Below are 12,922 nucleotides of genomic sequence, written 5' to 3'. Positions count from 1 at the left end.
TTTCGCTCCTTCGCCTGAACGAGCTGTCCAGATGGATTGTCGGGTCACCTCGAGGGGGATCCGCCTGGAAAAGCGCGTTTACGGAGACGCAGACATGGCGACCGGCACGGTCAAGTGGTTCAACCCCACCAAGGGCTACGGCTTCATCCAGCCCGATAGCGGCGGCTCCGACGTGTTCGTTCACGTCACCGCCGTTCAAAAGGCCGGACTTCAGGGCCTCGATGAGAACGCCAAGGTCGAATACGAGCTGGAAAACCAGCGCGGCAAGACTTCGGCGATCGACCTCAAGGTCCTTTAAGTCGATCCAGCCTTCAAGGCTTAGAGGCGGGCGCGGGAGTTTCTCCCGCGCCCGTTTTGTTTTTTCGGGCTACCGCGCCTCGCGCTACTTGAGCCCGTTTGATGCGTCCTGCGGCTTGGTCTCGGCGGCTTGGACGGTCTTGGTGCGTTGGGACCGCTGCGCTAGGACGATTGCGCCTAGCACCAGGGCGCCGCCCAGGGCCTGAACCGGCGTCAGGGTTTCTCCGAAGATCCACCAGCCCAGCAGGCCCGCGACGACCGGCTGGATCAGGATGGTCACGGCGGTGACCGAGGCCGGCAGCTTGCCCAGCGCCCAGGCCACGCCGCCTTGTCCGAAGACGTGCATCACGCCCATGCCCACGCAGGCGGCCCAGCCCGCCGGTCCGGCGGGGATGACGTCCTCGCCCAGCGCCAGGGCGACGATCAAAAGCAGGGGCGCGCCCAGCAGGGTCGCCCAGAAGGTCACCCGCATCGCCCCGGCCGTGCGCCGCGCCGCCTGTACCGCCAGAAAATAGCCCGAGTACCAGACCGCCACCGACAGGGAGAACAGGTCGCCCAGCATCGGATTGGTCCCTTGTCCGCCGTCTGCGCCCGCCGCCATGGCGAAGGCGCCGCCCATGGCCAAGGCCAGGGCCAGGATGAACAGCCGGTGCGGCCGCTCCTTCAGCACAAACCAGCCGAACAGGGTCACGACAACCGGCGTCAGGTTGCACAGCACAGTCGCGTTCGCGACCGAGGTCATGACGATGCCGTAGTGCCAGAAGCTGAGGTCCAGAGCGAAGAACAGGCCCGCCAGCAGCGCCCATTTCGACGGCGCGCCGACGCCGCCCGGCTCGCGCGCCGCCAGGATCGTCAGCAGGGGCAGGGCGAACAGGAACCGCCAGAACCCCGCCGCCGCCGGCCCTGTATCGGTCAACCGCACCAGAATGGGCGCCAGGCCCAGCACGCTGGCGGCGATCAGCAGAACGATCAGCGCAAAGGCGCGCGAGGAGGGGCGAAAGGCCAGGACGGACATGGCCGGCTCTTACGACGCCCTGCGACCTGACGCCACAGGCGCCGTCAGGCTACGCCCTAAACGAGCGGGTCGATCCGCGCCCGCAGCACGACGCTGAGGCCCGGCGCGCGATCGCGATAGTCGATCGTTCCGTCCAGCTGACCGACCAGGCTCTTGATCATCATCGAGCCGAAACCCTTGCCGGCCAGATGCCCGCCGGCGCCCTCGTCCTCCACCGTCATGCGGAAGAAGGCGCCGTCTTCTTCGAACCGAATGCAGAGCGGGCCAGGCTTGCCGCCATAGGCGTATTTCTGGGCGTTGATGATCAGTTCGGTCAGGATCAGGCCGATGGTGATGGTGCGCCCCGGCTCGATGCAGACGGGGTCCAGATCGGTTTCGATGGCGGCGGCCCAGTCGGGGCCCATGCTGGAACCCAGATCGCCGATCAGCTCGCCGATGTAGCGGCTCATGTCGATGGTCGTAACCTGATCGCTCAGATACAGCCGACTGTGGACCGCAGAGACGGCGCGCACGCGACGTCGCGCCTCGTTCAGCGCCGTCGCGGCCGAGGCGCCCGCCTGCTCTCGCGCCTGAAGGCCCAGGAAGCTGGACACCAGCGTCAGGCTGTTCTGAACCCGGTGGTTCACCTCGCGGATCAGATACTGCTGCTGCTCCAGCCGCAGGTCGCGCTCGGACAGGCGGTCCTGCAGCGATCGGTTCAGCCGGCGGATCTGATGAACGGCGGCATAGTCGGCCAGGGCGTCCCGCAGCCGGGCGGCGGACTCGACGGCGGCGGGGCCCCATCGGTGCGCGCGGCCCGAGACGGTGTCCGACCAGCTTTCGAACGAGGCGCGCGGCGTCAGAATCGCGTTGGGACCCGTCTTCTCTGCTGTCGCCGGATTGCCGGCCCAGCGCACCGTCTCCAGCACCTCCGAGCGGAACCACAGCAGCGACACCGGCTGATCCAGCGGCAGGGTGACGGCCAATAGGCCGCTGGCATGCGTCTTCCACACCTCTGCGGCCGGCAGAACCGAGGACAGGTGATGCGATGAGACCGGACGCAGCCCCGGGCGTCCCGCGACCCATGCGGCGATGGCGCGCACGCCGTCTTCGGGCGGCGTATGGCCGAAAGTCTGGATGTCGCCTTCGCTGACGATGGCCAGACCGTCCGCGCTGGTCAGTTGCATCAGGGCATCGGCCTTTTCGCCCAGCGCTTCTCGCATCGGGCGGTCCGGCGACAGCCGCGACAGCAGTTCGTCCTCCATCCGACGCAGGCGCGTGCGCTCGCGATAGAGATCGGCGTCGCTCCTGGATTTCAGCTGTCGCGCCAGATTGCGGGCCAATGCCGTGCAGCCCACGCGCAACTCATAGGGCAGCAGTTTGGGCGAGGCGTTGTGGCAGGCCACCAGCCCCCACAGAGCGTCATCGACGATGATCGACACGGACGCCGAGGCCCGAACGTCCATGTTGCGCAGATATTGCAGATGGATCGGCGACACCGAGCGCAGGCCGCTGTCGCTCATGTCCAGCGGCGCCTCGCCGGGCGCAATGGGGCGCAGGGGTTGGGGCGTATAGCGGCTGTCGGGAATGACCCGCACCGGGTTGCGCAGATAAAGGGCGCGCGCCTGCTGAGGGATGTCGGTAGCGGGGAAGTGGTGATTCAGGAAGGAGCCGGACCCATCGGCGCGGCTTTCGGCGACAACCTGACCCGCCTCGTCGTCCTGGAAGCGATAGATCATCACCCGGTCGAAACCGGTCAGGCGCCGGAAGGCGTCCGCCGCCCGCTCGCACACCGTCTGGATCGTCACCGCCCGTTCCAGCGCGGCGCCGGCGGCGTCCAGATTAGCGATCAGATCGACGCCGAGCCGGGCCTGCTGCGAGCTTTGTTCGACCTCGATGATCATCAGATCGTCGATCGCGCCGGAGGTCTTTCCGGGCGCACGGTGCGCCACGACGTCATATTCTAGACGATTGGTCGCACGCCAGCGACAGGCGAAGCCGGCCTCCTGATGCGCAGCCATGGCGCGCACGGCCCGGTCGGCGACATCGCCCAGCACGTCGGCGACGGTGCGGTCGATCCAGACCTTGCGGCCGGTCAGTTCCTCGATCGCGCCCGCGCCCTGGCGAATGGTCAGGGATTGCAAATCCAGCACCAGCATGAAGCCGTGCGGCTGGATCGATTGAGGAATGTGGATCGGCTCGCGATCGCATTCGTTCAGCGCGGTGTCGGCCAGGTCGAGCGTCTCGGTCATGCTGCGGCCTCCTGCGGCTCGGGTTGCAAGGTGCGATGGGCGAAGGCGAAGCCGTCGACGCCGCCCTTCACCACCTGATCGATCGTGGCGAGGCCGCTGACGCAGGCCCGGTCCAGCAGGTCCATGAAGGCGCGCCAGCGTGCGCCGGTCTCTTCGCCATAGGGATCCAGAAAGCCGAGGCCGTCCAGATCGCGCCCCCCGGCGGCCAGCCGGCGTCGAATGATCCGACCGCCCAGCATCGACCCTTCGGCCACATAGACCCAGCCCAGGGCTTCGCCGACCGAGGCGGGCGCAGCCGGACGGGCCGGCGGGGGAACGCGCTGGCCCAGTATCGTCAGGTCCTGGGCGATCCCATGCGCGCGCGATCGCGGTTCGAAATCGGCGTCCAGTTCAGCGTTCAACGCCGCCACCAGCGGATGGCCGAGCGGCTCCAATCCGGCATGGAAGCGGTAAAACGCCGCCACGGTCGCCGCCCGCGTGGCGGGATCCGACAGACGCGGCTCGATCCGGGCCTGGACTTCCAGGGTTTCGTGGGCTGAGGCGGTGGCTTCCCGAAGAGCGAGAAGGGCAGGGGAAGCGATCATGGGGCTCAGATTAACACACTGTCTTGTCTTGTCGATTTGCACAGGCCAGAAGGCGCGGACCACCACGGAACGGCCCAGACCGCGTGGCGTTCACCAGCGACCTTCCCATCTCCCTTTGACCGGCAGATTTTCATGAAACTGCGCGTCCGCGCCGAACTCGTCTATCGTTTCGATCCGCCGACGGACGCCATCTACAAGATCCAGGTCGCGCACTGGCCGGGTCAGGACATCCTCGAAGAGACCCTGACCTTCGACCCGCCGGTCGATTTCCACGAGGACGAGGACATCGATTTCGGCGCCCGCACCCTGCGTTGTCACGTCGAGGGCGAGGTCGAGCTGACCTATGAGGCGGTGGTCGAGAACGGCGTGCTGAAAGGCCTGCCGCCCAGCGTGTCCCAGCATGACTGGGGCGAGCTGCCCGCCGAGGTCCTGCCCTATCTCCAGCCCAGCCGCTATTGCCCGTCGGACCAGTTCGGCCGCTTCGTGACGCGCGAGTTCGGCGATACGGCGGGCGGGGCGCGCGTGCTGGCGATCCTGGATTGGATCAGCGAGAACGTCGACTACGAGCACGGCGTGTCGGACACCGAAACCACGGCGGCGCGCACCTTCATCGACCGGGCCGGCGTTTGCCGCGACTTCACCCATCTGGGCATGACGCTATGCCGGGCGTCGGGCATTCCGGCGCGGGCGGTCAGCGCCTTTGCTCACCAACTCAGCCCGCCCGACTTTCACGCCATCTTCGAGGTCTGGCTGGACAACGGCTGGTGGCTGGTCGACCCGACCGGCCTGGCGCCGGTCGAAGGCCTGGTGCGGATCGCCTGCGGGCGGGACGCGGCGGACATCGCCTTCCTGACGACGCAGGAGCGCTGTCAGATGGTGCGCCAGTCGGTGACTGTGGCCGAGGCCTGAGTCTTTACGTCCGCTCATCCCCGCGAAAGCGGGGACCTAGTCCTTTCACATCGCAAATCGGATTGAGTAGCGCATGATCCGATCCGCATTTGATCGCCCAAAACCCTGGGTCCCCGCTTTCGCGGGGATGTGCGGGTTCAATGGGCCGCCTTCTGCGCTGCCTTGTAGGCTTGAAGCGCGTCTATCACGTCCATCTGGCGCAGCACCTTGTTCTGCGGATCGATCAGGACATGGGCGCCGGCCGGAACCGCGATCTGGCCGCGTCCGCCCGCCATGGCCACGGTCTGAACGCGCCCGTCGATCTCGACCTCCAGCGGCATGGGGAAGACGCCGCCGTCGCCCGTCGCCCACTCCAGCTTCAGCACATCGCCGTCGCGGGTCTGGCTCAGCACCGGCAGGGCGGCGTTGTAGAGGTAGCCGCGGAAGAACCAGCCATAGTCCCGGCCCGTGACGTCATTGATGATCGCCAGGAAGTCGCCGGTGGACCGGTACAACGGCGCGAAATTTCCCGGCTGCGGGTCGGATCGGCCATAGACTAGGCGGGTGACCGCCTGATGGAAGGCGGCGTCGCCGATCAACATCCGCAGCGAATGGCTGATCAGCGAGCCCTTGTTGTAGATGTCGAGCCCCGGCCCGACGTCGCCCTTGTAGACCTCGTCTTCGGTCTTGGGCGCGCCTGAAACGACGGGATATGTGTTGATCAAACCCTCGCGCTGGTTGGCCAGTTCGCGCTGCATATAGCGATCGCCCAGCAGCCAGCGGGCATAGAGCGGCTGCATGTACGACCCCAGCCCTTCATGCAGCCACATGTCGTCGGCGTTCTGATTGGTCAGCTGATTGCCGAACCATTCGTGGGCGAACTCGTGCTGCAACAACCAGTCATAGCCCCTCCCGTCGATCTTGTAGCCGTTGCCGTAGGCGTTGATCGTCTGGTGCTCCATGCCCAGGTGCGGGGTCTCGACCACGCCCATCTTCTCATCGCCGAAGGGGAAGGGGCCGACGGTGGCTTCGAAGAAGTCCAGCATCTTGGGGAACTGGGCGAACAGGCCCTGAACCTGTTCGGGCGTGTCCGATTTCAGATGCCAGTAGCGCATCGGGATCGTGTTGCCGAACCGGCTGGCGTATTCGCCCGACACCTCTTCGTAGGGCCCGACGTTCAGCGCGATGGCGTAGGTGTTGGGCGATTTCGCCGACCAGTTCCAGGTGGTCCAGCCGTCGCCATGATCGACCTTGCCCAGGAAGCGGCCATTGGACGGCGCCGATAGGGCCGACGGGACGGTGATGTGCAGATCGACCCGGCCCGGTTCTCCGTGCGGGCTGTCGATGCAGGGCCAGAAAATGTCGCAGCCCTCGCCCTGAACCGCCGTGGCGATCCATGGCTCGCCTGACGGCGCGGTGGACCAGACGAAGCCGCCGTCCCAAGGCGCACGGGGCGCCACGCGCGGCTGACCGGCGTAGGCGACGCGCAGGGCTACCGACCGGCCCGTGGCCAACATGTGGGGCAGCTGCACCGTCAGCCGGCCTTCGGGGTTGGACCAGCGATCGACGGCGACCTCGACCCCGTCGATCTGGACCGAGGAGATGGTCAGCAGGGTGTCCAGTTCGACGACCAGAGCGGTCAGGGGCGCCTTGGCGGTGAAGTCCAGCACGGCGACCGCATCGATGGCCTTGTCGTCGGGCAGGACCTTGATCGACAAATCGGCCTTGTCGAACTGCATCGCCTGCTGTTCCGGCGTCAGCGGCTGATCGGTGGCCAGGGTGAAGGCGGTCGATTCACGTGGCGTCGGCGCCGGCTGGGCGACGGTGGCGCAAGCCGCCAGCGTCAGGGCGCTGGCTGCGGCCAAAAGCAAAATCTTGATGCGCATGAAGCCGTCCCTCTCTGAGGCGACAGGCTAGCGCGAGCGGGCAATGGCGCAAAGAAAAAGGCCGGTGTTTCCACCGGCCTCTTCCAGAGCTCTATGTCGCGGTCGCCGATCAGGCGGCGGCTTGTTCGGCCAGCTTGGCGCGAATCTGGCGCTTGATGCGCTGAGCGGCGATCGACAGCTGCTCGTCGCGGGCCTTGACGATGAAGACGTCCAGGCCGCCCTTGTAGTCCAGGGTGCGCAGCGCGGCGTTCGAGATGCGCAGGCTGAACGTCTGGCCCAGGGCTTCCGACGTGACCTTGACCGTCTTCAGCGACGGCAGGAAGCGGCGCTTGGTCTTGATGTTCGAGTGGCTCACGTTGTGGCCGACCATGGGGCCGATACCGGTGAGTTCGCAACGACGCGACATCGTCAGATCCTTAAGGTGCGGCGTCCAGCCCGAGCGTGGGAGAGGACGCATGAAACAGTTGCGCGCGGGAACCAGCCCGCGCGAGAGGGGGCCGTATAAGGGAAGAGGCGGTTCGGCGTCAAGCCGAGTCTGGACGCATCGTCCCCACGCCTCGTTCAGCCGTCATTCAAATGCCGCCCTGTATGGCCCATATGATGACGACCTCAAAAGAGACCCAAGCAGAACAGAAGGCTTCCATGTCCCGTCCGTCCTTGATCGATCGCCTGCCCAAGCGCGCGCTCGCCGTCGTGGCCCCGGTGATGGCCGGCGGCTTCATGCTGGCCTCGCCCGCCATCGCCCCGGCCCAGACTGCGGCTCAGTCCGAAGTCCTGCCCGGCTATTGGGAATACACCACCAGCGCGGTGGGCCAGCGCGACACCGAGCAGAAGTGCGTGCGGCCCAGCGAGATAAACCGATTCTTTGGCGGCCTATCGACCAACAAATGGCGTTGCACCTATCCGACCCGCGTGGTCGGCAACGGCAACGCCCGCTTTGAGGGGACCTGCCAGGACCGCAAGGGCCGTCGCATCGCTGTCCGCCTGAACGGGACGTACACCGAAACCAGCTTCAGCTTCCGTGGCGGCGCCCAGATCGTGCGCGGCACCCCCTATATCCCCGCCAGCATCACCGCGCGCCGCATCAGCGCCCAGTGCCCGGCCAACGCCGAGTACTTCTGACCCCGGCTCGGCGATTCATAAAAAAAGGCCCCGGATTGCTCCGGGGCCTTTTCTTTTGTCCGAAACTCGAAGCTTAGGCGGCTTCGGCGGTCGGGATCGGCTTTTTGGCGCTAAGAGACTTGGCGAGCAGCTCGACGGCGGCGTCCTTGTCGATCTTGTTGGCGGCGGCGACTTCGCGCGCCATGCGGTCCAGGGCCGATTCATAGAGCTGGCGCTCCGAATAGGACTGTTCCGGCTGGGTGTCGGCGCGGTGCAGATCGCGAACCACTTCGGCGATGGAGATCAGGTCGCCCGAGTTGATCTTGGCCTCGTATTCCTGGGCGCGACGCGACCACATGGTGCGCTTGATGCGCGCGCGGCCCTTTAGGGTAGTCAGGGCCTTGGTCACGACGTCGTCGGCGGCCAGCGAACGCAGACCGGCGGTGACGGCCTTCTTGGTCGGGACGCGCAGGGTCATCTTCTCGTGGTCGAAGGTCACGACATAGACCTCCAGCGACATGCCCGCGACTTCCTGGGTCTCGATCGCCGCCACCTTGCCGACGCCGTGCGCCGGATAGACGACCGCGTCGCCAACCTTGAACTCCAGACCAGTCTTGCTCGTCATAATCGTCCTTTCCCGGTCAGGGCCGGGCGAAACGAAGGCGCAGGAAACGCAAACAGGATCTCATCCGCCGGATCGCTCCGTCGGAGGGGATGATGTTGGGCGTCAAAAGCGGAAACGGATCACCAAACCTCTGGCCGATCCCGTCTAGGGCGGGATTCTGTCGCAAACACGGGCGGCGCGAAGATTTCGCGGACCGCCCGATCCAATGAAACAGAACCTATCACAAATCTGCGGAATTTCAAAACGTCCACAGGGCGGACGTGCAAATACGGCAAGGCTTGAGCGCCGCCAGTCCTTGAATCAGGAACCCTTGCCCGGCTTGGGGCTGAAGTATTTCTCGTATTTGCCGGTTTCGCGCTCGTACTGCTCGCGGTCGGCGGGGGGCGTGCCCTTGACGGTGATGTTGGGCCAGACCTTGGCGTATTCGGCATTGACCTGAAGCCATTTGCCGTCCGGCTCGTCCTCGGTGTCCGGCACGATGGCGTCGACCGGGCATTCCGGTTCGCACACGCCGCAGTCGATGCATTCGTCCGGCGCGATCACCAGGAAGTTCTCACCCTCGTAGAAGCAGTCCACCGGACACACCTCGACGCAGTCCATGAACTTACATTTCACGCAGGCGTCGGTGACGATGTAGGTCATTGGGCGAAAAACGGGTGTCGGTCTGTGGGCGGGAGGCCTGCGACATGGCGGCCACGCAACCAACTGTCAACAGCGCGGCTTAAGGCGAGAGCCATTCGCAGCGCCTTGACAGAACAGCGCCTAATCGCAACTGTATTGATTGCATATCCGCCCCATCGACAGGAACTCACCATGCGCACCCCCTTCATGAAATACGCCGTCGTCGGCGCGGCCGCCCTAAGCCTGGTCGCAGGCGGCGCGGTCGTGGCTCAGGCCGCCCTGACCAAGAACCCTGCCGAAGTCACCGCCGGGACCTACGATCTGGAATCCAGCCACGGCAAGATCACCTGGTCGGTCAATCACTTCGGCCTGTCGACCTATACGGGCCAGTTCGTGAACGTGAAGGCGGTGCTGAAGCTGGACCCGGCCAACCCGTCGGCCTCGACCCTGACCGCGACGATCCCGCTGACCGACGTGGCACCCAATGACGATCGGCTGAAGGCCCACCTGCAGACGGCCGACTTCTTCGACACCGCCCAATACCCGACCGCAACCTTCGTCTCGCGCTCGGTCACGGTCGACGCCGATGACGCCAACGAGGCGACCGTGGTCGGCGATCTGACCCTGAAGGGCGTGACCAAGCCCGTCACCATCGAGGTCGAGTTCAACGGCGCCGGAACCGTCATGGGCGCCTACAAGGCCGGCTTCGACGGCGAAGCGACCATCAAACGCTCGGACTTCGGCATCAACTACGCCCTGCCGGCCGTTTCCGACGAGGTGAAGCTGCACATCGAAGGCGAGTTCGTCATTCAGAAGTAGGGCTATCGCGCTGCGCGCGACTTGAGGCCGTTCTTTTGGGCCTACCGCGCTTCGCGCTACTTGAGGCAATTTATACCGTAAGCGAATACAGGGCGCGGGCCTCCTCTGCGGGTCCGCGCCTTTCGCCCAGCCCTTCGACCTTCAGGCTGGTGACGCGTCCGTTCTGGGCGAAGGTCAGCAAGTCGCCGACGTGAACGCACCGGCTGGGCTTGTCGAGCCGCGTCTCGCGCCCCTGATGCGTCAGCCGCACCGCCCCCCGCTCCACCAGACCGGCCGCCAGGCCGCGCGTCTTCACGAACCGCGCGCGCCAGAGCCAGATGTCGATGCGACAGGCGTTCTCGTTCAAGCCTTCACCGTTCGACGCGGACGACGCCGCTTGGGCCGCGCCGGGGGAGCCTCCGTCAGGGCGGCGAGGGCGGCGAAGGGCGAGTCCTTGACGATCTTCGGCGCTGCGCCCGGCTTGTCGGGCAGGCGGGCGCGTTCGACCTTCAGGGCGGCGATGATCTGTTTGGCCTGATCGGCGCGCCAGCCCAGATCGGTCAGGGCCTCGTCGGACAGCCGGCCGTGATTGTCGGCCCGCAGCTCGGCCATCTTCTCCAGCGTCTCGACCGGCGCCAGCCAGCGTCCCGCCAATCGCAATCCATGCGCGGACAACAGCCGCGCCGAGGGCGGCTCCACCGGCGCGGGGATCAGATCGGGCGTCGCCGGGATCAGCGGCGCGGCGACGAAGGTCTGGGCGAAATGGCGGGCGCGCGGCTTCTGAAGGCCGGGCAGCCACACCGAATGCACCCCGATGCGGATGGCGAAACTGCGCAGCGTGCGGCGCTCGACCTGACTGAGCGCGGCCAGATCGCGTTCGACCTCGCGCCGGTCGATCACGCCGCCGGCCTCGATCAGGCGAAAGGCGATGCCGCGCGGCAGGCCCTTCAATGCTCCCGCCTCCACCGCCTGACGCAGCCGTCGCAGATCGCGCAGCGCACGGCCTGCTTCCGCCGCCAGCCACGCTTCGATCCGGCGCTGGGCGCGCTCGCGCGCGGGCGTCGGTCCCAGATCGCCAAACAGGCGCACGGAGGGCGTAAAGGGATCGACCCCCTGCGGCGTCGCATTGATCTGCGCCGTCAGCACGCCGCGCCACAGAACGGCTCCGTCCGGCGTGACCGAAAACCCGTCGTCGGTCTCGGCCGCCAGACGCCCCAGCCGTCGATTGATCTCGGGCGTCACCGCACGCACGGCGGCCTGGCGCAGGGTGCGGGCTTCCAGGGCCGAAGAGCCCTTCTCCATCTGGAAACGCACGCCTTCCAGTTGGCCGACGACCTGTCCCTCGACCGTGACCTCGCCGTCTTCGGCGACGCCTGCAAACGTGTCTTCGCGCACGTTCAACGCTCGCATCAGGGCGGTGGTGCGGCGATCCACGAACCGGGCGGTCAGCCGCTCGTGCAGCACGTCGGACAGCCGATCTTCCAGCGCGCGGGTCTTGTCGCGCCAGCCTTGCGCATCGTGGACCCAGTCCGGCCGGTTGGCGATGTAGGACAGGGTGCGCACCGCCGACAGCCGCGCCGACAGCTGGTCGATCTGACCGTCGTCACGATCCACGAAGGCGAAGCGCGGCGCCATCCACTCGTCGGTCAGCCGGCCCCGCTTGCCGGTCAGGGCATGGAAGACATCCTTGGCCAGCCGGGCGTGTTCATCCAGCGTCGTCTTCTGGAAGTCTGGCAACTGGCACGCCTCCCACAGACGCATGACCGCCCCGCGCGAGCGCCCCACGCGCGCGATTTCCTCGTCCTTGATCAGGCGACGCAGCAGGGTCTCATCCAGCGCCTCCGCCGTCAGGCTCAGGCCCGATCGCGGGGGCGTCACCGTCAGCGAGCGCAGCAGATCGGGCAGGGTGTCGAAATCCAGCCGGGCGTTCCGCCACTCCGCCGCCTCGATCGGATCGAACCGATGCTCGACCACCTGTTCGACCAGATCGGGGTCCAGATCCTCGGCCTCGGCCGTGACGCCGAAGGTGCCGTCGCGCAGATGCCGGCCCGCCCGCCCGGCGATCTGGCCGATCTCATGGGCGTAAAGCCAGCGGGTGCGCCGCCCGTCGAACTTTCTCAGCCCCGCGAAGGCGACATGGTCCACATCCATGTTCAGCCCCATGCCGATGGCGTCGGTGGCGACCAGGAAATCGACCTCGCCCGACTGATACAGGGCCACCTGCGCGTTGCGGGTGCGGGGAGACAGACTGCCCATCACCACCGCCGCTCCGCCCCTCTGACGCCGGATCAGTTCGGCGATGGCGTAGACCCGATCGGTCGAGAAGGCGACGATGGCGCTGCGGCGCGGCAGGCGGGTCAGCTTCTTGGAGCCCGCGTAGGACAGGGTGGACAGTCGGTCGCGCGTCACGATCTCAACGTTCGGGACCAGGCGGCGGATCAGCGGCTCCATGGCGCCGGCACCCAGGAACATGGTCTCGAACCGGCCGCGCGCGTGCAGCAGCCGCTGGGTGAAGACGTGCCCGCGCTCGGGATCGGCGACCAACTGGATTTCGTCGATGGCCAGGAACTCGACCGATCGCTCCAGCGGCATGGCCTCGACGGTGCAGACGAAATAGTGCGGGCGCGGCGGGACGATCTTTTCCTCGCCCGTGATCAGGGCGACAGCCGCCGCGCCGCGCTGTTTGACGATCCGCTCGTAAATCTCGCGCGCCAGCAGCCGCAGCGGCAGGCCGATCATGCCCGAGGCGTGACCCAGCATCCGCTCGACCGCCAGATGGGTCTTGCCAGTGTTGGTGGGCCCCAGGACCGCAGTTACGCGGGATGGGGCGAGGCCTGCGGACCGGTCGCTCATGTCGCGACTAAGGTGGCGACGAA

The 12,922-nt window shown here is 66.6% G+C and carries 13 protein-coding genes; 4 read left to right on the top strand and 9 right to left on the bottom strand.

Features of this window, described 5'->3' with window-relative positions; translation table 11 throughout:
- The first annotated feature begins 94 nt into the window (after window positions 1–94).
- Window positions 95–298 carry a cold-shock protein gene (locus PFY01_RS15460; protein WP_017505920.1) on the top strand — a complete coding sequence of 68 codons (204 nt, stop codon included), beginning with the start codon at window positions 95–97 and terminating at the stop codon, window positions 296–298.
- Window positions 299–382: 84 nt separating this feature from the next.
- Here the strand turns inward: PFY01_RS15460 and PFY01_RS15455 are convergent, their stop codons facing one another.
- From PFY01_RS15455 to PFY01_RS15445, 3 genes are read right to left on the bottom strand one after another with little or no spacing between them, the layout of a single operon-like run.
- Complete coding sequence (locus PFY01_RS15455) at window positions 383–1,312, bottom strand: DMT family transporter (protein WP_271041926.1); 930 nt, start codon at window positions 1,310–1,312, stop codon at window positions 383–385.
- A gap of 56 nt (window positions 1,313–1,368) precedes the next feature.
- Window positions 1,369–3,543, bottom strand: coding sequence for a histidine kinase dimerization/phosphoacceptor domain -containing protein (locus PFY01_RS15450; protein ID WP_271041925.1), 2,175 nt, complete (start codon window positions 3,541–3,543; stop codon window positions 1,369–1,371).
- Window positions 3,540–4,127, bottom strand: a complete 588-nt coding sequence (locus PFY01_RS15445; RefSeq protein ID WP_271041924.1) for a biliverdin-producing heme oxygenase — start codon at window positions 4,125–4,127, stop codon at window positions 3,540–3,542. Before PFY01_RS15445 ends, PFY01_RS15450 begins: the two co-directional genes overlap by 4 nt.
- Before the next feature lie 132 nt (window positions 4,128–4,259).
- Here PFY01_RS15445 and PFY01_RS15440 point away from each other — a divergent pair, with 132 nt between their 5' ends.
- Window positions 4,260–5,036 (top strand): transglutaminase-like domain-containing protein, encoded by a 777-nt coding sequence (locus PFY01_RS15440; protein ID WP_271041923.1) that lies wholly within the window; start codon window positions 4,260–4,262, stop codon window positions 5,034–5,036.
- A 137-nt stretch (window positions 5,037–5,173) separates the two neighbouring features.
- Here PFY01_RS15440 and PFY01_RS15435 read toward each other — a convergent pair whose 3' ends face one another.
- Both PFY01_RS15435 and rpmB read right to left on the bottom strand, forming a co-directional pair.
- Window positions 5,174–6,901 carry a M1 family metallopeptidase gene (locus PFY01_RS15435; protein WP_271041922.1) on the bottom strand — a complete coding sequence of 576 codons (1,728 nt, stop codon included), beginning with the start codon at window positions 6,899–6,901 and terminating at the stop codon, window positions 5,174–5,176.
- A 109-nt stretch (window positions 6,902–7,010) separates the two neighbouring features.
- A complete protein-coding gene (rpmB, locus tag PFY01_RS15430) occupies window positions 7,011–7,307 on the bottom strand; it encodes a 50S ribosomal protein L28 (RefSeq protein WP_026108540.1) in 297 nt (98 codons plus the stop codon).
- Between the two features lie 236 nt (window positions 7,308–7,543).
- On the opposite strand from rpmB, the gene PFY01_RS15425 reads away from it, so the two are divergent.
- The gene (locus PFY01_RS15425) at window positions 7,544–8,023 is read left to right on the top strand and encodes a DUF3617 domain-containing protein (RefSeq protein ID WP_271041921.1); all 480 of its coding nucleotides are present in this window, start codon (window positions 7,544–7,546) and stop codon (window positions 8,021–8,023) included.
- A gap of 73 nt (window positions 8,024–8,096) precedes the next feature.
- Here the strand turns inward: PFY01_RS15425 and PFY01_RS15420 are convergent, their stop codons facing one another.
- Both PFY01_RS15420 and fdxA read right to left on the bottom strand, forming a co-directional pair.
- Window positions 8,097–8,627, bottom strand: a complete 531-nt coding sequence (locus tag PFY01_RS15420; RefSeq protein WP_055753908.1) for a CarD family transcriptional regulator — start codon at window positions 8,625–8,627, stop codon at window positions 8,097–8,099.
- Between the two features lie 300 nt (window positions 8,628–8,927).
- Window positions 8,928–9,269 carry a ferredoxin FdxA gene (gene fdxA / locus PFY01_RS15415; RefSeq protein ID WP_017505910.1) on the bottom strand — a complete coding sequence of 114 codons (342 nt, stop codon included), beginning with the start codon at window positions 9,267–9,269 and terminating at the stop codon, window positions 8,928–8,930.
- A 171-nt stretch (window positions 9,270–9,440) separates the two neighbouring features.
- On the opposite strand from fdxA, the gene PFY01_RS15410 reads away from it, so the two are divergent.
- Complete coding sequence (locus PFY01_RS15410; protein ID WP_271041920.1) at window positions 9,441–10,067, top strand: YceI family protein; 627 nt, start codon at window positions 9,441–9,443, stop codon at window positions 10,065–10,067.
- Window positions 10,068–10,137: 70 nt separating this feature from the next.
- On the opposite strand, the gene PFY01_RS15405 is transcribed toward PFY01_RS15410, so the two are convergent.
- A complete protein-coding gene (locus PFY01_RS15405) occupies window positions 10,138–10,413 on the bottom strand; it encodes an RNA-binding S4 domain-containing protein (protein WP_039246231.1) in 276 nt (91 codons plus the stop codon).
- Window positions 10,410–12,899 (bottom strand): helicase-related protein, encoded by a 2,490-nt coding sequence (locus tag PFY01_RS15400; RefSeq protein WP_271041919.1) that lies wholly within the window; start codon window positions 12,897–12,899, stop codon window positions 10,410–10,412. Before PFY01_RS15400 ends, PFY01_RS15405 begins: the two co-directional genes overlap by 4 nt.
- Window positions 12,900–12,922 lie beyond the last annotated feature (23 nt).

The organism is Brevundimonas vesicularis (assembly GCF_027886425.1).
Classification (GTDB): domain Bacteria; phylum Pseudomonadota; class Alphaproteobacteria; order Caulobacterales; family Caulobacteraceae; genus Brevundimonas; species Brevundimonas vesicularis_C.
This window is presented reverse-complemented; position numbering and strand designations above follow the sequence as displayed.

Bases quoted from the DNA above. Each gene is read 5' to 3' on its own strand.
- PFY01_RS15460 (WP_017505920.1), top strand. From the start codon at position 95: ATGGCGACCGGCACGGTCAAGTGGTTCAACCCCACCAAGGGCTACGGC.
- PFY01_RS15455 (WP_271041926.1), bottom strand. From the start codon at position 1,312: ATGTCCGTCCTGGCCTTTCGCCCCTCCTCGCGCGCCTTTGCGCTGATC.
- PFY01_RS15450 (WP_271041925.1), bottom strand. From the start codon at position 3,543: ATGACCGAGACGCTCGACCTGGCCGACACCGCGCTGAACGAATGCGAT.
- PFY01_RS15445 (WP_271041924.1), bottom strand. From the start codon at position 4,127: ATGATCGCTTCCCCTGCCCTTCTCGCTCTTCGGGAAGCCACCGCCTCA.
- PFY01_RS15440 (WP_271041923.1), top strand. From the start codon at position 4,260: ATGAAACTGCGCGTCCGCGCCGAACTCGTCTATCGTTTCGATCCGCCG.
- PFY01_RS15435 (WP_271041922.1), bottom strand. From the start codon at position 6,901: ATGCGCATCAAGATTTTGCTTTTGGCCGCAGCCAGCGCCCTGACGCTG.
- rpmB (WP_026108540.1), bottom strand. From the start codon at position 7,307: ATGTCGCGTCGTTGCGAACTCACCGGTATCGGCCCCATGGTCGGCCAC.
- PFY01_RS15425 (WP_271041921.1), top strand. From the start codon at position 7,544: ATGTCCCGTCCGTCCTTGATCGATCGCCTGCCCAAGCGCGCGCTCGCC.
- PFY01_RS15420 (WP_055753908.1), bottom strand. From the start codon at position 8,627: ATGACGAGCAAGACTGGTCTGGAGTTCAAGGTTGGCGACGCGGTCGTC.
- fdxA (WP_017505910.1), bottom strand. From the start codon at position 9,269: ATGACCTACATCGTCACCGACGCCTGCGTGAAATGTAAGTTCATGGAC.
- PFY01_RS15410 (WP_271041920.1), top strand. From the start codon at position 9,441: ATGCGCACCCCCTTCATGAAATACGCCGTCGTCGGCGCGGCCGCCCTA.
- PFY01_RS15400 (WP_271041919.1), bottom strand. From the start codon at position 12,899: ATGAGCGACCGGTCCGCAGGCCTCGCCCCATCCCGCGTAACTGCGGTC.